We start from the raw sequence: 22042 nt of genomic DNA on the forward strand, positions 1-22042 counted from the left end.
GGCGAGAGCGGCTAGAACCCGGTTCCAGCGGTGCCGAGCGCCCGAAGGCAGCCCGTGTTTCCGTCGCTGTGGGTAACGCTCACGTCCTCGGGTGCGCCGTGGTACAGCGACGGCGCACTGGGGTCGCCCGCGGCCGAGAGGTTGACGACGTTCGACGTGACGTCGGCCGCTGCGCCCAGTTCGATGTACGGCCCGAGTACCTTCCGGGCCGGCCCGCGGCCGTTGTAGCTGTCGTACCCCAGTTCGTACACGTAGCCAGCCGTTCCGGTGACGTGTTTGACCGTGTCGACGACGGCCGTCCCGTGGCCGAGCAGTCGCACGATAGCGGGCGGACTTGTCGGATTGGTGGTCGGTTCCCAGTGAACGTTGCCGAACTCCAGCATGCTGTCCCACGTCTGGTGGACGGCGACGCCGGCCGACCCGCCCATGGTGAGGTAGTCGACGGTCTGTGTCCCGCCCCGGGAGAAGAACACCGTCGTGTTCTGCCCGCTGACGGTGGCGCTGGGGTAGGCGGCGATGGTGCCGAACCAGTTGGCCGGGCCGTACCACGAGCGGAACTCGAAGAGGCCGTCCTGGTCGCCGGCGTCACACTCGTAGATGGTGAGTTGGTCGTGGCGACACTGGAACGGCCCGACGCCCTCGTCGACGCGGTAGACGGCGTTGTTCCAGCCCCAGAACAGCAGGCGGCCGACCTGCAGGTCCTGCGTGTCCCTGTTCGCGTGGCGGATGGCGACGCCGGTCGGTTGGGTTCCGGCGGGACCGTTCAACGCGAACCCGTCGAGTTTGACGCGGTCCACGCCTGCGTCCCGGTCGAACAGGATGCCGTCGGCGGTCCGGTCGGTGATGGCGACTTTCGATATCTCGACGCCGAGACCGAGTATCTGCGTCTCCTCGTAGGGCCGGATGGGGCCCGTCTCCTCGACCACGCCAGCCGGGAGACGCACCTCGCCGCCGCCGTTGGCCGCGACGAGATCCAGTGCGTCCTGAATCGGCGTGTCGGTCCCCGCGGGGTCGATGGTCTGCGGGGCGGCGAGGCTCCGACCGATAGCGACGACGAAGCCGTCGAGGAGCAGCGACTCGACGCCCGCCCCCTCTACCGTCGTGGTGTCGCCCGTCCCGTCGGCCCCGATGGTCCCGAGTTGGCTCCACGACCCGCCGTCGCCGATGTAGACGTCTCCGGTGTCCGTCGCGAGGAACTTCGCGCCGGCCTTCGCGACGTAGTTCGACCGGTTGGCGTCGACGTCGCGTATCTCGACGTCCGTGTCTATGCGTTCGAAGTTGCGGTTCAGTGGTTCGTCCCAGTCCAGCGTGCCGGCGGCCGGCGTCTCGTATTGGTGGTTGTCGGTCATGGTCAGTTGTCGACGATGCCGCCGTAGCCGTGGCTCCCGTAGCCGGACTCGCCGAACTCGTCGTTTGGAATCGGTGTCAGTGTCGCAGTCGCCGTCTCGGTGGCAGTCGCCGTCGCTGTCGGCGTGGGCGACGGGGCCATCCCTTCGTACAGCGACGTGACCGCGCTGGCGGTCAACGCGGTGTCGTAGACCCGCACGTCGTCGACGGTGCCGACCATCCCGTAGTAGGAGGTGTAGCCGTTGTCGCCGCGGCCGACGTACAGCGACCGGGTGCTGTGGACGACCGAACCGGACTGCGACGCGTCTCGGTCGACCTCTCCGCCGTCGAGATACAGCACGAGGGCGTCGCCGTCCCACGTCAGCAGGAGGTGGTGCCACTCGCCGTCGTGGGTGGCGACGCCGAACGGGTTGACCGAGGCCTGCCCGCTCTCGACGGCGACGTGGCCGCGGACGCTGTTGTCAGTCTGGACGTCGACGGCGTAGCCTTCGTCGCCGAAGCGCGCGTCGGCCTTCTGGACCACGGTCTGACTGTTCGCGCCGCTGGTCGTCCGGTACCACCCGCCGAAGGAGAGTTCGGCAGTCGGCGTCAGCGAGGCGGCGTCCGCGACTTCGACGTAGTCGTCGCTACTCGACCCGAACGTGACGCCGGAGGTGCCGAACACGCCGGTCGTGTCGAGCGTCGGCGACCCGCGGAGGAACCCGTCTGCGGACCCGACGCTGTCGGCCGCGACGGTCCCGCTCGTCTCCTCGAACCGCCAGCGAGCGACCGGCGCCGGGCCGGTACTCTCGGTGGGCGTCGGGGTTGGCGTCGGGGTTGGGGTGGGTGTCTCGGTAGGTGTCGGTGTCGCCGTTTCCGTCGGCGTCGGCGTGGATGTCGGTGTCTCCGTCTCGGTAGGCGTCGGGGTCGAGGTTGGTGTCGCTGTCGCCGTCTCGGTGGGTGTCGGCGTCGCAGTCGTCTCTGACACCCCCTCGTAGAGGTCCGTCACCTCGCTCGCCGACAGCGCGCGGTCGTAGACCCGCACGTCGTCGACGGCCCCGTCCATCCCGTAGTAGGAGGTGTAGCCGTTGTCGCCGCGGCCGACGAACAGCGACCGGTCGCTGTGGACGACAGCGCCCGATTGGGAGGCGTCTCGGTCCACCTCGGTCCCGTCGAAGTACAGGACGAGGGCGTCGCCGTCCCACGTCAGCAAGAGGTGGTGCCACTCGCCGTCGTGGGTGGCGACACCCCAGGGGTTCACCGAGGCTTGTCCGCTCTCGACGGCGACGTGGCCGCGGACGCTGTTGTCCGTCTGGACGTCGACGGCGTAGCCCTCGTCGCCGAAGCGCGCGTCGGCCTTCTGGACCACGGTCTGGCTGTTCGACTCGCTGTCTGTCCGGTACCACCCACCGAAGGAGAGTGCGGCGGGACGGAGGGCGCCCGCGTCGGCTACCTCGACGTAGTTGCCAGACCCCGACAGGAAGTCGTAGGCCGTCGAGTCGTGGACGCCCGGGACCCCCTGTGTCGGCGCGCCGCGGATAGCGCCGTCGTTGCCGCCGACGGCGTCCGCCGCGGTCGACCCGGTCCCGTCGAGCGTCCAGTGGGCGACGAGGCCGTCGCTCGGTCCCGACAGCGACAGGGCGCGCGGTGCGAACACCGCCGACTGAACGTCGCCAGTGACGACCCACGGGACGCCACCGTATCCGAGACGACGCGTTCCGTCCGGATCCTGACCCAGACATCCAGCCACGGACGCGGTGCCGAGCGCTCCCCCCGTCAACTTGAGCAGCGAGCGTCTGGAGAGGTCGTGACTGTCGGCGTCGTCCGTCGGCGGTGGGTCCGGTACCATCTTGCCATCAGATGGTTACCAGCAAATATATCCTTTACTACTACTGTTGTCGAACTTTCAGGATGGGTGTGGGGGTGAAAACCACGAGGCAAACTCCGACTGCGGCAAAACAGTCGAGAGGCTCGCTTACTCGACGGTGACGCTCTTCGCGAGATTACGCGGTCTGTCGATGGGGCGGGCCTTGCTGTCGGCGACGTAGTAGGCGAACAACTGGAGGTAGACGTTCGCGGCCAGCGGTTCCAGCAGGCCGAGGTCGGGCACGCCGAATCCCACCTCGTAGTCGCCTTCGTGGCCAGACTCGGAGGCGATGGCGATGACCGGCGCGCCGCGGGACTGGACCTCCTTGACGTTGTTCCGGGTCTCCTCGGGCCGGGCGCCGTCGGTGAGGACCGCCAACACGGGCGTCGCCTCGGTGACCAGCGCCAGCGGCCCGTGTTTCAGTTCGCCCGCGGGGAACCCCTCGGCGTGGTCGTAGGATATCTCCTTCAGTTTGAGCGCGCCCTCCAACGCGACCGGGTTGGCGAACCGCCGACCGATGAAGAAGAACGCCTCGCCGCCCGCGTAGGCCTCCGCCACCTCGCGGACCTCCTCGTCGCGGTCGAGGGCCTGCTGGACGGCACCCGGGAGGTCCTGCAGGTTCGAGAGCAGTTCCCGGCCCGCCACGGGGTCGAGGTCGCCGCGCACGTCGGCCACGTCTATCGCAAACATGGCGAGGCTCACCACCTGCGAGGCGAACGTCTTGGTCGCGGCGACGCCGATCTCCGGCCCCGCCTGGATGTACAGGGCGTCGTCGCACTCGCGGGCGACGGTGCTCCCGACGGTGTTGGTGACGCCGAGCGTCCGGATGCCGGTCCGTTTCGCCATCCGCAACGCGCGGAGGGTGTCGGCCGTCTCACCGCTCTGGCTGACGCCGACGACGAGGGTCCGACTCGGGTCCCGGCCGCTCCCGACGGTGTACTCGCTGGCGTACTCGACGGTCGCGCGCACGTCCGCCAGCGTCTCCAGCAGTTGCTTCCCGTACAGACAGGCGTGGTAGGAGGTGCCACAGGCGACGAGCTGGATCTCGTCGAGGTCGTCGAGGAAGGACCGAGACAGCGAGAGGTCGAGGTCGACCCGCTCCTCGATGGGGTCGATGCGGCCGGCGACGGCCTGCCGCAGCGCCTGTGGTTGCTCGTGAATCTCCTTGAGCATGTAGTGTTCGTAGCCGCCCTTCTCGGCGGCCTCGGCGTCCCACTGGATGGTGTGGACCGCGCGGTCGACCGGGGTGCCGTCGTGCCAGACCGAGATGCCGTCCCGCGTCAGGTGGGCGACGTCGCCGTCCTCCAGATACGACACCTCGCGGGTGTGTTCCAACAGTGGCGTCACGTCGCTCGCGATGAAGTTGCCGTCCGCCCCGTGGCCGACGACGAGAGGGCTGTTCCGACGGGCCGCGACGATGCCGTCGTACCCCGCCGCCACGACGCCCAGCGCGTAGCTCCCCTCGATGCGGTCGACGACGGCGGCGACCGCCTCCCGCAGGTCCGGGGTACGTTCGAGTTCGTCCTCGACGAGGTGGGCGACGACCTCCGTGTCCGTCTCGCTGCGGAACGTGTGCTCGGGCAGTTCGGCCCGCAGGTCGTCGTAGTTGCCGACGATGCCGTTGTGGACGACGGCGACCCGACCCGAACAGTCGGTGTGGGGGTGGGCGTTGGCGTCCGTCGGTTTCCCGTGCGTGCTCCAGCGGGTGTGGCCGATGCCACAGGTCTGGAGGGCGTCCTCGGGGAGGTCGAGGTCGGCCACGAGGCCGACCTGTTTGGTCACCGAGAGCGCGTCGTCGACCAGTGCGACGCCCGCGGAGTCGTAGCCGCGGTACTCCAGTTTCTGTAACCCCGCCACCAGTCGTGGCTGGGCCGGTTCCGCGCCGACGTAGCCGATGATTCCACACATGATTACCCCCTCCGTATCGTGTCGCCGCTGTCGATCCGTCCCCGCAGGACGGTCCCGCAGTCGGCCAGCACCTCGCGGCCGACGACGGTGCCCGGTGCGACGGTGACGCCGCCGCGCAGGGTCGTCCGGTCGGCCAGCACCGCGCCCAGACCCACGTCGTCGTGGACCGTCTCGCCGACGACGACCCGCGCCGGGCCGCCCTCGGCGGTGGCGTTCGGGCCGACCGACACCGACTCGCCCACGATGCAATCGTTGAGGACGGCGCCGTCACCGATGCGAGCGCCCGCCATCACGATGCAGTTCGAGAGCGTCGCGTTCGCGCCCACGCGGACGTTCCGACCGAGGGCCGTGCCCGGCAGGAGCGTCGCGTTCGGCCCCACGGTGACGCCCTCGTCCAGCGCCACGTCGTCCGCGACGGCGGCGCTGTCGTGGACGGCGGCGCCGTCGACGTCGTCGTCCCGTCGGCGGAGCAACGCGGCGTTCGTCGTCAGCAGGTCCCACGGGTAGGTGAGGTCCTGCCACGTGCCGCGGTGGAGCACCGCCGACAGCGACCCGTCGTCGGCCAACCGCTGGAGCGTGGTCGCCATCCCGTAGTCCTGCCCCTCCGCCGGGTCGATGTCCCGGACCACGTCGAAGACGCTCGAATCGAAGACGTACGCCCCGGCGTTGACGAGGAACGGTGGGTCGTCGGTCGGGTCCTTCGAGACGGCCACGACCGACTCGCCGTCGACCGCGACCGCGCCGTACTCCGTCGGTCGGTCGGACTGCACGGCGGCGATGGTCGCCCGCTCGGTCCGCTCCCACCGCTCCAGCAGGTCGGCCAGCAGGTCGGCGTCGACCAACTGGTCGCCGTGGAGGACGAGGAACGGCCCGTCGACGACGGACTCGGTCTGTGCCAGCGCGTGGGCCGCGCCGAGCTGGTGGTTCTGTACGACGTACCGTATCGGGACGCCCCACTCGTCGCCGTCGCCGAAGTGGCTCTGGATGCGTTCGCGTGCGTGGCCCACGACGAGCACGATCTCGTCGGCGCCGGCTTCGACTGCGGCCTCCAGTACGGATTCGAGAATGGGCTGGTTACCGACTGGGACCATCGGTTTCGGCCGGCCCTCGGTCAACGGGCCGAGCCGTTGGCCTTCGCCGGCCGCGAGTATCACCGCTTGCATGGGTCTCCCGTCCAGCTAAGCATAGCTTACCGGTGGTCGCCGACCGGGATATAGGTTGCTCCGCGTCCGGTATGCGCTGACAAACCGTTAACTGCGTGCGGCCCGTCCTCCGTGCATGAATCGACGGAATGTGGGGGTCGCGGGGTCGTCGCGACGAGTCTTCTTGCGGACGCTCGGTGCGGTCGGGGCCGCCAGTGCACTCGCCGGGTGTTCGTTCGGCGCGCGCGACGACGCTAGCGGTGGCGACGGCGACGGTGGCGACGCCGCCGATGGCGGCGACGGGAGCGACAGCGGCGGGTCGACCGGCAACTTCTTCGAGCAGGGGCCGACGATCGGCGTCGAAGCGGTGGCGACCGGACTCGTCTCGCCGACGGCCCTCGTGACGGCAGACGACGGCACCGACAGGCGGTTCGTCGTCGACCAGACGGGCGTGGTGTACGTCCACGGCCCCGACGGCCTCCGCGAGGAGCCGTTTCTGGACCTCTCGGACCGACTGGTCGCACTCGGACAGGACCTCCCGAACTGGGTAGCCTTCGACGAGCGCGGACTGCTCGGGCTGGCGTTCCACCCCGAGTTCGCGGACAACGGCCTGTTCTACGTCCGGTACAGCACGCCCGCGGCCGACGAGGAACTCGACCACCGGGAACGGCTCTCGGAGTTCCGGGCGACGGCCGACGGGACGCGGGGCGACCTCGGGACCGAGCGAGTGCTACTGGACCTGCCCTGGGAACGGCCCATCCACCAGGCGGGGACGATAGAGTTCGGCCCCGATGGCTACCTCTACGCGGCGCTGGGCGACGGCCTGAACCCGTTCAACGGACAGGACCTGACGGGCAATCTGAAGGGCTCCGTCCTCCGCCTCGACGTCGACGGCCGCACCGGCGACCTGCCCTACGGCATCCCCGCGGACAACCCGCTGGTCGGGCGGGAGGGCCGCGACGAGCAGTACGCGTGGGGCCTGCGGAACCCGTGGAAGATGGCCTTCAGCGGCGACCAGCTCATCCTGGGCGACGTCGGGCAGGCGACCTACGAGGAGGTCGACGTCGTCGAGAAGGGCGGAAACTACGGGTGGCCCCTGAAGGAGGGGTTCCACTGTCACGACCCGCAACTGGGGACGAGCGAGGACGGTGAATGCGTCGTCGAGTCCGACCGCGGCGAACCGCTCGTCGACCCGGTGCTGGAGTTCCCGCACTTCGACGAGGAGGGGTATCCCGTCGGCTTCGCGGTCATCGGCGGCCACGTCCACACCGGGACCGTCGACGCGCTCCGCGACGAGTACGTCTTCGGTGCGTTCACGAGTTCGTTCACCGAGGCCGCCGGCCGCATCGTCGCCGCGACGCCGCGGGACTCCGGTCGGTGGCCGATGCGTGAGGTGCAGGTGGAGGGTGGCCTCGATATACAGGTGCTGTCGTTCGGGCAGGACGGCGACGACAGCTACGTCCTCGGGACGCGGGCGGCACTGGCCGAGAACCCCCTCTCGAAGCGTGAGGGTGTGGTCTATCGGCTCACCAGTTAGAGGACGCCCACTGACTCGTACCAGTCGATGGTCTCGGTCAGCGCCGACTGCCACGAGCGCTGGCGGACCGGGGCCTGTTCGGTCAGGTCCTCACGGACCGTGCCGAAGTCGCCCCGTTCGAGGAACCCGTCGCCGGGCACCGGCGAGACGCCGACCCGGTGGAGCAGGTCCAGCGTCGGCTTGACGACCCAGCGAGTCACGCCGTAGGGGACGCCGACGACGCGGCAGTTCCCCGGCGCGTGTCGCGCGATGGTCCCCAGCACCTGCCGGTTCGAGAGGTTCGGGCCGGTAATCAGGTGCCGGCCGGTCGCTCTCTCGTCGAGACAGTGCTCGATACTCGCGGTCACGTCGTCGACGTGGACGACGTTGTACTCGTCGTAGGTGTACAGCGGCGGCACCAGCACCCGGTTGGCCGCGATGGGCCGGACGTGTTCGTAGCGGGTCAGCCGGTAGTCCCGCGGGCCGCAGATGTAGGTGGGGTACAGCGCCGCCACGTCGAAGGGGTGGGCCTGCCCGAACAGCAGGTCCTCCACGGCGACCTTCGAGCGCTGGTACGGCGAGTCCGTATCCGCCGGCACCTCGGGGTGGGCCCCGACGGTGCTGAGGAAGACGAACGTCTCCACGTCGGCGTTGGCCGCCGCGTCGACCAACCGCTGGGTACCGCCGGCGTTCGTCCGTTGCATCTCCGACTGTGCGTACACCGCGGCCGCGAGATGGACGACCGAGTCGACGCCGTCCATCGCCGCCGCGAGCGAACCGGGGTCCGAGAGGTCGGCCTCGACGGTGTCGACGCCGTCGGGAAGCCGCGCCGTCGACGCGCCCGGTCGGACCATCGCCACCGTCTCGCGGTCGGCCATCGCGTGCAGGAGGTTCAGGCCGATGAACCCCGTCGCACCCGTGACGAGGACGGTCACTGCTCGGCCCTCCACGCGGCCCCGGTCCGCTCGTACACCGCATCGATTACCTCGGCGACGGCGACGCCCCGTGACGCGGGCGCGGCCGTCTCGGTGTCGCCCGCGGCGGCGTGGTCGGCGAAGTCGTGGATGCGGGCGGTGTGGGCGTCCTCGTCGCCCGCCGGGAACAGCGTCGCCACGCCGACGTCGACCAGTGGCAGGTCGCCGTGCTGGAACTCGATTGGGCGGCCGTGGACCTCGCCCCGTAACGTCTCGGCGTCGAGTTCCAGCCACCCCTCCGTTCCGACGACGAGGACCCGCGTCACGCCGTCGGTCTGGGTCCACGTCGCCGAGAGGTCCACGGGAACCTCGTCGATTTCGAGCGAGACGCGGGCGGTGTCCTCGACGGCGTGCCCCCGCAGGTGTCGCACGTCGGCGGCCGTCACCGTCGCGTCCTCGCCGAACGTCTCGAAGAGCACGTCCAGCGAGTGCGGGAACAGGTCGCGGGCGACGCCGCCGCCCGCGAGGTCGGGATCGTAGTACCACCCCTGCTGTGGCGGCGCCGAGTGGTGGGCGACGGTCACCTCGACGACGTCGCCGAGCAGGTGGTTCGATAGCATCTCCAGCGCGCGCTCGTAGTTCCGGTAGTACCGGTGGAGGTAGCCCACCTGCGTCACGACGCCGGCCGCGTCGGCGGCCTCGGCCATCCGGCGGGCACTCTCGGCAGTCAGGGCCAGCGGTTTCTCACAGAGGACGTGACAGCCCGCGTCGACGGCGTCCAGAAAGATTCCTTCGTGCGTACTCGGCGGCGTGCAGATACTGACGACGTCGAGGCCGTGGGCCGCGAGCATCGCTTCGGCGTCCGCGTAGCCCGGTACCGAGAGGTCCCTCTCGACGGCCGACCGCCGGGCGTCGTCGCGTTCGGCGACGGCCACGACGCGCGTGTCGGGGTGACTGGTGAATGCCGGCACGTGGTAGTCGGTGGCCATCCAGCCAGCCCCGACGACCCCGACGGCCAGTTCGGTCATGGACTACCTCTCGCCCGTGGCGGAGATAAACCCATCCCTAGGCGCGGCTTACTGCGGGACGTGGCGCTCCCCGACCGAACCATACAGTTAGGGCGAGGCCGCGCGAACGCATATCGGATGACCGACCTCACGACCTCGGTCCACCGCTCTATCACCGAGGTCAAACAGGGGGAGTGGAACGCTATCGTCGCCCAGCAGTCCCGCACTGGGAGCGTCTTCGAGCGCTACGAGTGGCTGAAGGCCTACGAAGACGCGACCGGCGCGTCCGCTCGGCACGTGCAGGTCCGCAAGAACGGGACGCTCGTCGGCGTCCACCCGGCGTTCGTCCGCCCGATTCCGGGGACGCCGTTCCGCTTTCTCGGCCCGGCGAAACCGGGGTCCAACGGGGCGATGATAGCCACCGACGAGGCCGCCGTCTTCGACGCCATCGCGGACGAGATGGCCGCGCTGACGGGTGGCCGGACTATCGGCCATCTCCTCAGACCCGCCGGGGGTGACTCGCTCCGATACGCCACCCGACTGCGCGACCGGGGCTACTTCCCGTCGGTGCGAGACTGCCAGTTCGTCCTCGACACCGACCGCCCGTGGGATGCCGTCGCCGCCGACCTCTCCCAGAAGAAACGGCGGAACCTCCGGAAGGCCGACGAGGCCGGCGTCTCCGGGACGGACGTGGCGGTCACGGCCGACAGTATCGACGCCTTCGCGGCACGTCACGCCGAGCACGTGCGCCGTCTCGACGGCGACGGGGCCTCGCCGGAGTTCTTGCGGGCGCTACTGGCGGCCCTCGGTGACCGACTGCAACTGTTCCGGGCGACCGACGCCGCGGGCGACCCTGCCGGCGAACTGCTCGCGGTCCGCGACGACGAACGGGACTGTCTCGACTTGTTGTTTCCGGCCTACGACCCGGCGAACTTCCGGCAGTTTCCCTCCGAAGTGCTGTACCGGGCGGCTATCCAGTGGGGTATCGACGCCGGTTACGGGACCTGCAACTTCGGCGAGACGACGCCGGACTTCGCGGACGGCACGTTCTCGTTCAAGACGGCGTTCGGTGGGCGTTCGGTCCCGACGGTGCGGTGGGAACGCGTCGACTCGCTGGTCGGTCGGGTCCTCTATCTCCTCGGGAGCGACCGCGTCGTCGCGCGCTTGTTCGGGTCGGCGCTCGGCCGGCGACCCGGCGGCTAGTCGACGCGCTCCGCGGGCGTCGCCCCACCCCGGGCGAGTGCTCGACTCGTCGCCGTCGTCTGCGGGTCGCTCAGTCGTTCGCAGGCGTCAGCCTCCGGGAGCCACTCGAACTCGGTGTGTTCGTGACTCAGCACGACGTCCGCACGCCCGGTCGTGCAGTGGTAGTACACCGCGAGTCGACCGTTGCCGGCCTCGTTGTGCCAGGTGACCGTGTGGACCGGGCCGTGGACCGCGACCGATAGCCCGGTCTCCTCTTCGACTTCGCGACGGAGACAGTCCGTCACGGCCTCGCCGTCCCGAATCCGTCCGCCCGGCAGTTCCCACCCGCCGTCGCTCGCCCGGCGGAGGGTGAGAACCCGGCCGTCTGGTCGACAGACGACGCCGCGGACGCTCACCGTCGCTTCGAGGAACTGTTCGTCCATACGTCTCGATTGCGAGACGGTAGTGTCAGTCTACCGGTTGCCACGGCCAGCGTTCATTACGCTGGGGGGTGAACTACCGACGAATGTACTCCCGGGACCACGCGATTCTCTCCGTCCTCGCTGGCCTCGTCCTCGTCGCCGTCACGACGCCGCCCGTCCATCCGGTCGCGGTCGTCGTCGTCGCCGTCGCCCTCGGCGTCGGCATCGACTTCGACCACTTCCTCGTCGCCTATCTCAACACCGGGTCAGCCGAGAGCACGCGGCGAGTCCTCCGAGACCCCCGAGTCGTCGTCACCGGACAGGACGACATCTTCGAGGAGGCCGACCTCTCGAAGTCCCAGCGACTGCTCAGCCACGTCCTCATCGCCGGTGCCCTCGTCACCGCCCTGTGGCTGGCGTCGGCCCCCTACTGGGCGCTCGTCGTCGGCGTCACGCTGTACGTCCACGTCGTGGCCGACCTCTACGCAGATGCCCGGGAGATGGCCGGGGGCTGACCCGCCGGCCGTCGAAACGTTCCTCGGTAGCCGGACGACAGACGGGCGGCTTGGATTCCGTACCCGTCCGACGCCGGATGCTGCGTCCCGCTCTGGACGTCTCCCCTCGCGATTGACGACCCGCGCTGTCGGCCGTCCTTTGGAACCCCAACCGCAACGGCATAGAGTCGTCCGTCCCAAGCGACGACGTCGACTTCTGGACGGCCATGCGCGACGCGCTGTACAGCGAGACCCCCTCTATCACTGTCATGGAGGCCGTCGCAATCGGCGCGGACCTCCCCGTCGCCTCCGAGGCCCATATCACCGACGTGCCGTCTGGCTCGCGCTGGTGTTCTCGTTGTCGCTGGGAATCCTCGCCGCGTTCCCCGTCAACCTCGCGCTGGTCCGCGTCGGCGTCAAAGAGGGGATGCAGAACCCCGCGGAGATGGGCCAGCAACCGCCGGGTAGCGCGATTCTATATCGCGCTCAGCCGTTTACGACCCGCAGTCGGGCGCGGTTCTCTGTCGACCGTATCGACGGTGTGAGGCGGCCTATAGTCCGCTCGGCCGGTTTCGACGGATTTCCGACGGTGCGATAACAGACGCGCTCGGGGTATCGCCCATGCCGTAACAAATATGGAAAAGGTAACGAATTTGTGTGCCCACTCGGTGGTTCCGAGCGTCATGTACACTGGCGTCGTGGAGACGACGGGCACCGTTCGACGTATCGACCGACTCGACAGCGGGTGTCGCATCGAGGTAGCCACCGACACTGACGGACTGGAACCCGAGGACAGCATCGGAATCAGCGGCGTCTGTCTCACGGTCGAAGCCGTCGGCGACGGCTGGTTCCGGACGTTTCTGTCCGCCGAGACGGTCGACCGAACCTATCTCGCCGCCCTCGACTCCGGGACTGCTGTCAACGTAGAGCGGCCGATGGCCGCCGCCGACCGGTTCGACGGGCACTTGGTGAAAGGTACCGTGGACGCGACGACCGAAGTCGTCGCCGTCACCGACCTCGGCGAGGACTGGCGGTTCACCGTCGATATTCCCGACGGGTACGAGCAGTACCTCGTGGAGAAGGGGGCCGTCGCACTGGACGGTGCGAGTCTGACCGTCTGTGAGCTATCGACGGAGACGTTCTCCGTCGCCGTCGTCCCGACGACCTACGACGTGACGACGCTGTCGGAAAAGACGGTCGGTGACCCCCTTCACTTCGAGGCCGACCTGTTGGCGAAGTACGCCGAGCGCCAGTCGGTCCTGACCCACGGCGAGGTCTGAACCGGTCAGGGCAGCGGACAGAGACTCGCGGTCAACACCGCTCGCTCGTCGCTCTCGTTGTGCGCGCCGTGGACCTGTCCCCGTTCGTTGAGGACGACACCGGGTGCGGTCACCGTCTCGGACTCGTCGTCTCGTTGGACCGTCACCGTCCCCTCGACGACGTGGAAGACGTTGGTCGCGCCGTCGTGTTCGTGCGGTTCGATACGCCCGTCCGGGCCGAGGGCGAACGCCTTGACGAGTACGTCGTCGGTCACCGCCAGTTCGCCGTCGACGACCTCTCCTGCCGCTGGCTCGGCGTCGAAGTCGCCGAGCAGTTCGAGCGCCATGGCTCGACTGTCGGTCCACGCCAACTTAGCCGTTGGCTCTCTCCAGCCTCTCCACCGAGAGCCGGTGCGAGGGAGATACCCCAGACGTTTCCCGAGCGGACGGCCGAGAGCGCCGTGAACGTCCGCGGGTCTACAAGCACCGCAGCAACGAAACGCGCAGTAGGGTGGGCCGCCTACTGCTGTTCGACTTCTCGACCGTTACTGTCCGTTGCCGTCACCGCGACCGTTGAAAAAGAGCTTCACTTTGCGCTCTTCGTCGGCGGGAATGTGGGCGAGCACCACGTCCTCGTCCTCGCTGTAGGCGAACGAGTTCGGCGTCGCTTCGACCGCGTCGGCATCGACCTCTTCGTACTTGGTCGGGCCGGCCTGGACTTTCCTCGGCGCTTCCGAGCGGTCGAGTCGCAACAGGTACGACGAGAGCTGTGAGTCGTCGTAGTTCTGGACCGTTATCTCGGAGTCGAAGGTGACTACGCCGCCCTCCGTCTCCGTGATGGTGAAGTCCGTCACGTTGTACTCGCCGTCCTCGAAGTCGTTGGTCGCGCCATCGTCCTCGTAGAACGAGTACGAGGCTTCGTCGTCGAGGTAGGTGGTCAGCTGAAGCGTCGTGAGTGGCTTTTCGCCCGTGTACTGCTGTACCTCGCGCATCGGGATGATCGAGTCTTTGCGCACGTACATCGGCAGGTGGTCGACCGGAGCGTCGACGGTCATCCACTGCCCGCCGTCGTAGACGTCGTGCGTCCAGAAGTCGACCCAGACCTCGCCCTCCGGCAGGTAGACGTCGCGTTCCGTCGCACCTTCTTCGACGACTGGTGCGACGAGTACGTCGTCGCCAAAGAGGAACTGGTCGGCGATGTTGGTGACTTCGTCGTCGTCCTGGAACTGGTAGACCAGTGGCTGGAAGATCGGCTTCCCGTTCTCGGAGGACTCCTGGAATTCGTTGTAGAGGTACGGGAGCAGTTTGTAGCGGAGTTCAGTGTACTTCCTCGTGATATCCACGGCCTCCTCATCGTACGTCCATGGGTGCTGATTGCGCGGGAGGTCGGGGTCTTGTTTCCTGTGCGTGTCGGTGTGGTTCCGGAAGTAAGGAATGAACGCCCCCATCTCTATCCAACGCTTGAATAGCTCGGGAGAGGGCCGTCCGACGAATCCGCCGACGTCGTGACCACAGAACGCGAGCCCGGAGAGCCCCATGTTCATCATCATCGGAATCTGCAACCGAAGGTGGGACCAGTTGCTCAGGCAGTCGCCGGTCCAGATTGCCGCGTACCGCTGACCGCCGGCATAGAGGTTCCGGTTCAACAGGAAGGGCCGTTCCTCGGGCTTGTAGATGTCGTAGGACTCACGAGATGCCCGGGCGTAGTCGAACCCGTACATGTTGTGATACTCCTCGTGCAACATCGTGTCGTCACCCGTCCCGTGGACGTTGTCCACCGGCATCGTCCAGTCGTAGCTTGCGTTTTCCTGGAACACCGCCGGTTCACCCATGTCGTTTTTGATCCCGTCGAAGCCGGCATCGAACAACACGTCGTGTTGTTCGGCCCACCAACTGCGGACCTCCGAGCGCGAGAAGTCGGGCCACACCGCGACGTCGGGCCAAACCCTCGCTTTGAACGTATCACCGTTCGCATCCTTGGTCCAGTAATCGTTGGCAGTTCCTTCGAGGTAGGGTTCGTACGGTTCGATGTCCCCGTCGCCGTCGACGTCTATTTCCTCGTCTACCGCGACACCCGGGTCGTTGACGGCGACCGTCTTGAGTTCTGGCATCCTCTCGTTCAGCGTTTGGAGAGCCTTCCGGTGTTCGTCTTTGATGCTGAAGACGCGATAGTTGTTCATGTAGCCGATGTCGAAGTGCATCGCGTCTATCGGAATCTCTTCTTCGCGGTACTGGTGGGGTACCTCGACGAGTTCCGTGGGGCTGTACTCCCACTTGCTCTGGTGGAACCCGATCGCCCACTTCGGTGGCAGGTTGATCGTCCCGGTCAGGTCCGTATAGCTCTCGAGGACGTCGTCGATTTCCGGGCCGTACGAGAAGTAGTACGTCAACTGGCCACCATCGCCGACGAAGTAGTAGTAGTCCTCACCCGCGTCGGTGTCGTAGGTTTCTTCGACGCCTTCGGGATTTGCCACCTCGGGCGTGTGGAACACGGTGTGGTGGGGATTGTCGAAGAAGATCCCGTACGCACCGGCGTCCTTCAGGCCGACGAAGAACGGAACCGAGGTGTAGACGTAGTCATTCTGGTACATGTACGCGTACTGGTCCGTGTTCCAGTTCTCGAGTTTCTTCCCGCGTTGGTCGAGAGTGAGTTCGGGCTGTTCGCCGAAGCCATAGAAGGCTTCGTCTTCGTCAGCCTTCTTGTAGACGTACGGTAACGGCTCGTTGGGCGTCGGATCGGTCATCCCGACGTCTTCCTTCGTAGGCGAGCCGTACCCTGATGAGTCAGTCTCCGAATCGCTCTCGTCGTTTGTAGGCCCGTAGGAGCACGACTCCGGTGGCGCTGATTCGCTCTCTTCACCGCCTCTCTCGGGAGATTGGACGTACCCTGACGACCCCTTCTCCAGGTAATCCTCGTTGATGACCGTCCCGTCCTCGTCGAGGAACCGGACACCGAAGAGTTCCGTGTTGATTTCGACAGTAATCGTATCGGTCTCGATGGCGATCTTCTCGGGACTCGAATCGACGCTGAAATTCGGCTCATCCCACTCGTTGAGCCCGTTCTGGATACCACGAGATTCGTATTCTTTTTCGCCCGGTTCCACGACGGCAACGCGCGCCATGGTGTCGCTGAACAGCCGAATGTACCCTTCGTGGGTACCGAGGTCGAGTTTCACTCCGTCGTCGAGGACTTCGTGACCCTCGACAGACAACTCCATGAGGTCGTTTTCGTTCACCTGCGGTTCGTAGTGGATCTTCGAACCGTAGTGGTCTGCCGATGCGGGGGTCGAGGCGAAGGCACCTCCCGCCAGAAGGGCGGCTGTGGATTTCAATAGCGTGCGCCGTCCGACCTGAAGGAAGTCGGAGTCGCGTGAATTCTTATCAGACATTGGGATTGTTGATGATGAGTAGTGGACGTTCACAAGGCGATTCGACGAACCGGGATTCGGAACGACCCGTGGTACAGGCCCCATGACCCTGTTGGGGGGCTCTGTACGCTCGATTCGTCGAGGGGCTAACTGCAGTCGTCATCCATTATTTTGGAAGAACGTTTTCATCATACGATGCAATTGCGAACATTCGGCCATTAGATAATAATCTTATGGCCATTATTATATCAATAAAATCAATTATGCCACATATATAAAATTATCAATATCTATCATTGATGTTGGTGGGCACACGTCCGACAGGTGTTACTCGAGGGTCTTCGTGAGCGGCAAGTACGCAACGACGGCGTCGCGCAGTATCGATCAGCGCGTTCTTCTCGGCACGGCCCAACTCGGTCGTCGAGCGTCGCTATGACCGATCAGCGGGACGTGCCGGCGGAGGAAAAGCGGATACGTCGCTCATGGAACTGACGACTGCTGTTCGTCGCAAATCGCTGTGACATAGATCGGGCTGTTGCGTTACTTCTCACTACGAAACGCTCCTGATTCATTCTATGAGTGCGTTCGGAACTCACCGGACGAGAGCCTACTCAGCCCGACTCGAAGTGACACGAAGGCAGGCACCACGACCCGAACCGGTGGTGTTGTGCACAACCTCGGAGGATAGAATTTCATACATGGCTTTTGTTTCCGCCTCCTGGTCGCGGCTCCGATATCGGGGACGTGCGCTGGCAATGATGCCGAAATCGCATCGTGTGCTACGCCACCCGTTTGTTGGGCCAGTGATCTCTGACGTCGATTGAACGCCAATTTCGACGGTCACCATAGGAAAGTTCCGTCGTAATCGATCCGTCGAGTGGCCGGAGAAGGGGTACAACATCACCTGCGAGGACGCCCGGTCGGCCGGTGGGAATCCTGCCCGGCGGGGAAGCGACGACCAGCGCGACCTTCGAGACTGGCGAGTAGCCGGCCTTGTGGTTCGGGAGGCTCTGTTGAAACCCCCAGCTGCTACCACGATTGAGCGACGATCTGGTAAACCAAGAATCCGCGAGATCTCGTTTCCGGTGAGTACCGGCATGCCGTCAGCCCGAGCCGTCGTCTGCCAGCGCAACGACAGTTCCCTGTTGGCCACCGACGTAGAGCCGATCGCTCGTCATCATGAGGTCTTGGGGAGCGATCGAGAGGGTGGAACGCCACTGGACGCGACCCGCCGCACGCGAGAGCGCAACTACCTCGCCATGGCCCGTCCCCTGCTCAGGATTGGTCCCGTATCCGACGACGAGCGTTCCACCGGTAACCGCAGGCTGGCAGAGCCTGAATTCACCACCAGCACCGACCGACACGTTTCGGTCCGCGAATGACTCACGATGGAGCCACTCCAGTTTCCCGGTTGCCGCCTGCAACGCGAACACGACCAACTGCTCCTGCTGTTCATGGCTCGCAGCAACGAACACGCGATCGCCGTCAGTCGCCAACGGCGAGTAGGCTGCCGCGCCCTCGCCCGCATGCCCGGGGAACTGCCATTCCACGTCCTCGCCAGCCACACCGACGGCCAACGTCTCTGGGGGGCTCGTCCCCCACACAATATCGTGTGTGAGGACCGCTTCTCGGTCACCCGTGACCACCGGACGCGACGGCAATTCGAGCGGCAGACGCGTCCGCTCAATTTCGAGGCTGCCGTCAGACAGCCGGACCGTGAACAGCGCCTGAACGTGTCCACCATAACTCGCCCACACCCGTCGGGCAGTCACCGCCAGGCCGTAGGGATCCTCGAGGGCCGCTTGGTCAATTCGATCGCCCAGATACAACCGCCACCGTTCGCTTCCATCTCCGGGTTCGAGCCCGTGCAACCCGTAACTACTCTGAATATACACAGTCTCCGGCGTCGCTACTGGGATGGGTGAAAAGTCCACCGCAGAGTTAGACGGGGACAAGAACTTCTCGGGCACGGCGTCGGCGACCCGGTCGTAGAGGTTCCGTCGCCACCGAATCGTGCCGTCAGCTACATTCACGGCGATAACATCAGTGCCGCCGTCAGTCATGTAGAGCGAGCCATCGACGAGGCCGCCGAATCGCGGTATTCGACGCCCCGGCTGATGCTGGATACGACGGTTCCATCGGTGCTTGCCATCGATGGCACTGTAGGCACGCAAATGAAGTTCGCTGTCGAACCGACCCGCAGTAATCACCTGGCCTGGGGTCGCAGCGACGAGTTCGCCAGAGATCAGGGAGGCCGAGGGGGGATCAGTAATGCGGTCCTGCCACTTGATGGTCGGTGGCGTCTGAATCTCATGGGGACTCCGTGCTGTGTTCTGCAAATCAGCGTACTTGAAGCACCAGGCATCCGTCGAGGGCGACCAGGACGTTTCTAGTGAATCTGGTGGGCGTTCGTTCGGCCCATTTCCGAGATCAACCGAACTGCAACCGGCGACGCTAGCTACACCGGCGAGACCGATTGTCCGGAGGGCATCACGACGAGACAGGGAGGGCATTCACAGTTGGCTTTACACCTATTGACAAAAGACCTGATGAAGGCCGTACGGATGAGTAGTATCCCAGTTAGTGCGCAGTTCTACCTAGCGCTGTTTCAGTAGGAAGGGTGTCGAACTAATAGGATCTCAACAGAGCCGTCCGCCTCACTTCTCACGCTTAACTAAACACGACGGTTCGTAGTAACGACTGAGAGATTTTCATCGAGGGTAACGGTGAGTGTGTCGTCGCTTTCGATGATCGACACCTCGATTCTCCAGGGATCAGTCGTCTCTATGGTGGTACATTTGTCACTTACACACCAGTTCAGTCGCCAGTAGGGGGTCGTCCGGAGATCAATACCGTGCTCACGGTAGAATGAGACGACCGGTGACTGGTTGATCAGGGCTAGACCAATCGTCGAGCAGAGGCTATGGTGACATTGGTGGCATATGTACTCGACACGAAGGTCAGCATCGAGACAACAGTCCTCACCCCGAACAATTTCCGTCTGCATCTGGCCACTGCACTCCGGACAGACGCCCTCCTTAGCGAGACTGTGGAGATGCCGGACTCGTTGGTTGAATGCTGAGAGCGTTTCCTCCTCATCACGACCGATTAACCCACCCGGTGGAAACGAGTACTGGCCGTGTGTACGGCCACACGCGGGGCACCCAATGGCGAGCTTTTCGTCGCTGTACGTCGCAACCAGCGGATCGCCACATTGCGTACAGTCGTCGCCAGTTTTGATCGGGTCGAGATCAGGGTGGGCATTGAACGAACCTTCGACGGCTGCCCGAATAACGCTCTCTCCGGCCGTCCGGAGTTCGTACCCGTCGTTCGTTTTGCGAACGAAGTGGCCGGTCAATTGACCCAGATGGTAATTAAACTGAGCACTGTTGTCCGCCTCTGCTTTCTCGTAGAGCGTCGTAAAATCGACTGGCTGCTCGTCGGCGTGCCAAAGGGCCTCGAGAATTTCTACGCGAATCTCGTTGCTAATCAACGAAAACGCCTTGGCTGGCCTGAGACAGTGTTCCGATTCTTTGGCGAGTTCCATCGCCTCCAGCCTGTTCATATCTTATGCTTGTTACCAGACGTGCTAAAATCCTCTCTTAATTTCATTTTTGAAATAGGTATGATAGGTGAATCCGGTATTCCGCTCTCCTCCCCAAAACTAATTTTTGCAAGCACCGTTACAAAATATCAATTTGGCGAGATTTTTTGTAGTGTCTAAACGTGCGCACGAGTAATGTCAACCCGAATTGAACCAGGGGTGGTCGCAATCTGTGGAAGTTTGCGTGACAGTAGTCGGACACGGATCGCGCTGAAGGAGGCGCTCGCAGCGTCTGAAGAAGCCGGTGCAACGACCGAACTTGTTGACCTTCGGAACTATGAGTTGCCGAGTCTGTACGCTGTGGATACAGACGTGCCGGACGCCAAGAAGCTACGGGAGACCGTCGACCAGGCCGATAGCGTCCTACTCGGCAGCCCAAATTACCACGGGTCCTATTCGGGAGCATTGAAGAACGCACTCGATTACTGCAGTCGAGATGAGTTCGAGGGAACAACTGTCGGCCTCCTAGAGGTCGCTGCTGGGGAGTTTCCCGGGTCAGCCCTCGTTCACCTCCGGACAGTCAGCCGGACATTACGCGCGTGGGTGCTACCAAACGAGGTCGCAATTCCCGATTCATCCTCGATTGTAGACGAGAATCGAATCAAAGATTCGGGCATCTCCGAGCGGACACACCGACTCGGTCGCGAACTCGCATTGTACGCTGGTGTAGCGGAATATCCGGAGCAGATTCCACGGACTGCCGTAGCAACTGACAGTACAACCAACCACTGATCCAGAACATATGAAAGCGATTCACCTCCAAGAAACCGATGGTATCGAGGCACTGGCCTACGACGATGTCCCCCGTCCCGAACCAGAACGGGACGAACTACTCATTCGGACACACGCGGCCGGAATCAATCCCATCGACTGGCTCGTATGCCGCGGGCTGCTCCCACACTTGCTCGACAGCGAGGTACCGTGGACTCCCGGCTGGGACGTGTCGGGCGTTGTCGAATCGGTTGGGGACAACGTAACCGAGTTTGCTCCTGGCGATGTCGTCTGCGGAATGGCACGCCTTCCCGGTTCCGGGGGTGCGTTCGCCGAGTACATCACGATGACAAGTGACGAAATCACGGCCAAGCCTGAGTCGCTCTCCCATCTCGAAGCTGCGGGCGTCCCCATGGCAGGACAGACTGCCTTCCACGCACTCTATGAGGAAGGGAACCTTGATTCCGGGCAGCACGTTCTCATCCACGCAGCGGCTGGTGGCGTCGGTCATATGGCCGTCCAGTTCGCGGCGAATACGGGGGCTCACGTAATCGGAACCGCCTCCGGCCACAACGAGGAGTTCCTCCACGAACTTGGGGTCGACGAATTCATAAACTACCAAGAAGAACGATTCGAAGACGTACTGGACGACGTTGACCTCGTCCTCGATGCTGTTGGCGGTGCTGTCCTCGAACGGTCGGTCGAGGTCGTCCAGTCTGGGGGCGTCGTCGTTACGCTCCCGGAACCGCCCTCGGAGAAGGCAGTCGAACGATACCACGACGAGTACAACGTTGACGTCCGCTTTTTCGACGTCATTATCGATTCGGATCCAGTGACGCTCCGGCAGGTCGCCGCCCACGCCGAATCCGGAGTCGTTGCACCCCGGGTCGGTGACACGTATCCACTATTCGAGGTACAGGATGCGCTAGACAGGAACGCAGACGGTCACGTTCGTGGCAAACTCGTGGTTGATCTCACGGAGGGAACCGATGACTGACGATGGATTCCTGGTTGGTAGTATCGATCACGTCGAACTGTCGGTACCCGACCGCTATGAGGCGGCAGACTGGTACAACGAGGCGCTGGGATTCGAGATCGTCGAGGAGTTCGAACACTGGGCAGACCTGCGTGCGTATCCGCTGATGACATCCAGCGACGACGGCAACACGATGCTTGCCCTGTTCAAAAGACCACCAATCGAATATCGGTCATGGCACGGCACTCGTAAAAATGGTCTCAAACCCAAGCTAACGTCTATCAGCTGACCGAATTACTGAGACCGTGGGTCCTCGAAATCGCCTAAAATCTCCAGCTCAGAATCC

At 64.8% G+C, this 22042-nt stretch carries 18 protein-coding genes; 7 read left to right on the forward strand and 11 right to left on the reverse strand.

The window, feature by feature from the left end; translation table 11 throughout:
• Window positions 1–11: 11 nt before the first annotated feature.
• The 4 genes from IEY28_RS17595 to IEY28_RS17610 form a co-directional block, all read right to left on the reverse strand.
• Window positions 12–1349: a hypothetical protein gene (locus tag IEY28_RS17595; RefSeq protein ID WP_189001002.1), complete on the reverse strand. Its 1338-nt coding sequence runs from the start codon at window positions 1347–1349 to the stop codon at window positions 12–14.
• A gap of 2 nt (window positions 1350–1351) precedes the next feature.
• Entirely contained in the window at window positions 1352–3175 is a 1824-nt protein-coding gene (locus IEY28_RS17600; RefSeq protein ID WP_189001005.1) for a LamG domain-containing protein, read from the reverse strand.
• 126 nt (window positions 3176–3301) lie between these two features.
• Window positions 3302–5101 (reverse strand): glutamine--fructose-6-phosphate transaminase (isomerizing), encoded by a 1800-nt coding sequence (gene glmS / locus IEY28_RS17605; protein WP_189001008.1) that lies wholly within the window; start codon window positions 5099–5101, stop codon window positions 3302–3304.
• A gap of 2 nt (window positions 5102–5103) precedes the next feature.
• A complete protein-coding gene (locus tag IEY28_RS17610; protein ID WP_189001011.1) occupies window positions 5104–6264 on the reverse strand; it encodes a sugar phosphate nucleotidyltransferase in 1161 nt (386 codons plus the stop codon).
• 115 nt (window positions 6265–6379) lie between these two features.
• Here IEY28_RS17610 and IEY28_RS17615 point away from each other — a divergent pair, with 115 nt between their 5' ends.
• Complete coding sequence (locus IEY28_RS17615) at window positions 6380–7780, forward strand: PQQ-dependent sugar dehydrogenase (protein ID WP_189001014.1); 1401 nt, start codon at window positions 6380–6382, stop codon at window positions 7778–7780.
• Here IEY28_RS17615 and IEY28_RS17620 read toward each other — a convergent pair.
• Window positions 7777–8694: an NAD-dependent epimerase/dehydratase family protein gene (locus tag IEY28_RS17620; protein WP_189001017.1), complete on the reverse strand. Its 918-nt coding sequence runs from the start codon at window positions 8692–8694 to the stop codon at window positions 7777–7779. The genes IEY28_RS17615 and IEY28_RS17620 overlap by 4 nt on opposite strands.
• Window positions 8691–9701 carry a Gfo/Idh/MocA family protein gene (locus IEY28_RS17625; protein ID WP_189001020.1) on the reverse strand — a complete coding sequence of 337 codons (1011 nt, stop codon included), beginning with the start codon at window positions 9699–9701 and terminating at the stop codon, window positions 8691–8693. The genes IEY28_RS17620 and IEY28_RS17625 overlap by 4 nt, the downstream gene beginning before the upstream one ends.
• Before the next feature lie 117 nt (window positions 9702–9818).
• Here IEY28_RS17625 and IEY28_RS17630 point away from each other — a divergent pair, with 117 nt between their 5' ends.
• Window positions 9819–10883, forward strand: a complete 1065-nt coding sequence (locus tag IEY28_RS17630; RefSeq protein WP_189001022.1) for a GNAT family N-acetyltransferase — start codon at window positions 9819–9821, stop codon at window positions 10881–10883.
• On the opposite strand, the gene IEY28_RS17635 is transcribed toward IEY28_RS17630, so the two are convergent.
• A complete protein-coding gene (locus IEY28_RS17635) occupies window positions 10880–11305 on the reverse strand; it encodes an NUDIX hydrolase (protein ID WP_189001026.1) in 426 nt (141 codons plus the stop codon). The genes IEY28_RS17630 and IEY28_RS17635 overlap by 4 nt on opposite strands.
• Window positions 11306–11388: 83 nt before the next feature.
• Between IEY28_RS17635 and IEY28_RS17640 the strand changes: the two genes are divergently transcribed.
• Together IEY28_RS17640 and IEY28_RS17645 are read left to right on the forward strand one after the other, a co-directional pair.
• The gene (locus IEY28_RS17640) at window positions 11389–11799 is read left to right on the forward strand and encodes a hypothetical protein (RefSeq protein WP_189001029.1); all 411 of its coding nucleotides are present in this window, start codon (window positions 11389–11391) and stop codon (window positions 11797–11799) included.
• A gap of 662 nt (window positions 11800–12461) precedes the next feature.
• Window positions 12462–13058, forward strand: a complete 597-nt coding sequence (locus IEY28_RS17645) for a riboflavin synthase (RefSeq protein WP_189001032.1) — start codon at window positions 12462–12464, stop codon at window positions 13056–13058.
• 5 nt (window positions 13059–13063) lie between these two features.
• Here IEY28_RS17645 and IEY28_RS17650 read toward each other — a convergent pair whose 3' ends face one another.
• The 4 genes from IEY28_RS17650 to IEY28_RS17665 form a co-directional block, all read right to left on the reverse strand.
• Window positions 13064–13384 (reverse strand): cupin domain-containing protein, encoded by a 321-nt coding sequence (locus IEY28_RS17650; protein ID WP_189001035.1) that lies wholly within the window; start codon window positions 13382–13384, stop codon window positions 13064–13066.
• A 198-nt stretch (window positions 13385–13582) separates the two neighbouring features.
• Window positions 13583–16426 carry a glycoside hydrolase family 31 protein gene (locus IEY28_RS17655; protein WP_189001037.1) on the reverse strand — a complete coding sequence of 948 codons (2844 nt, stop codon included), beginning with the start codon at window positions 16424–16426 and terminating at the stop codon, window positions 13583–13585.
• A gap of 1082 nt (window positions 16427–17508) precedes the next feature.
• A complete protein-coding gene (locus IEY28_RS17660) occupies window positions 17509–18918 on the reverse strand; it encodes an outer membrane protein assembly factor BamB family protein (RefSeq protein WP_229783178.1) in 1410 nt (469 codons plus the stop codon).
• A gap of 161 nt (window positions 18919–19079) precedes the next feature.
• Complete coding sequence (locus IEY28_RS17665) at window positions 19080–19970, reverse strand: DUF7351 domain-containing protein (RefSeq protein ID WP_189001042.1); 891 nt, start codon at window positions 19968–19970, stop codon at window positions 19080–19082.
• Between the two features lie 174 nt (window positions 19971–20144).
• Between IEY28_RS17665 and IEY28_RS17670 the strand changes: the two genes are divergently transcribed.
• Genes IEY28_RS17670 through IEY28_RS17680 form a run of 3 tightly spaced genes read left to right on the forward strand, consistent with a single transcriptional unit; the run spans window position 20145 to window position 21985 of the window.
• Window positions 20145–20741 carry an NADPH-dependent FMN reductase gene (locus IEY28_RS17670; protein ID WP_189001045.1) on the forward strand — a complete coding sequence of 199 codons (597 nt, stop codon included), beginning with the start codon at window positions 20145–20147 and terminating at the stop codon, window positions 20739–20741.
• Between the two features lie 10 nt (window positions 20742–20751).
• Window positions 20752–21717, forward strand: a complete 966-nt coding sequence (locus IEY28_RS17675) for an NADP-dependent oxidoreductase (protein ID WP_189001048.1) — start codon at window positions 20752–20754, stop codon at window positions 21715–21717.
• On the forward strand, window positions 21710–21985 hold the full coding sequence (locus tag IEY28_RS17680; RefSeq protein ID WP_189001051.1) for a VOC family protein: 276 nt from the start codon (window positions 21710–21712) through the stop codon (window positions 21983–21985). Before IEY28_RS17675 ends, IEY28_RS17680 begins: the two co-directional genes overlap by 8 nt.
• The last annotated feature ends 57 nt before the right edge of the window (window positions 21986–22042 follow it).

It is taken from the genome of Haloarcula pellucida (assembly GCF_014647235.1).
GTDB lineage: Archaea > Halobacteriota > Halobacteria > Halobacteriales > Haloarculaceae > Haloarcula > Haloarcula pellucida.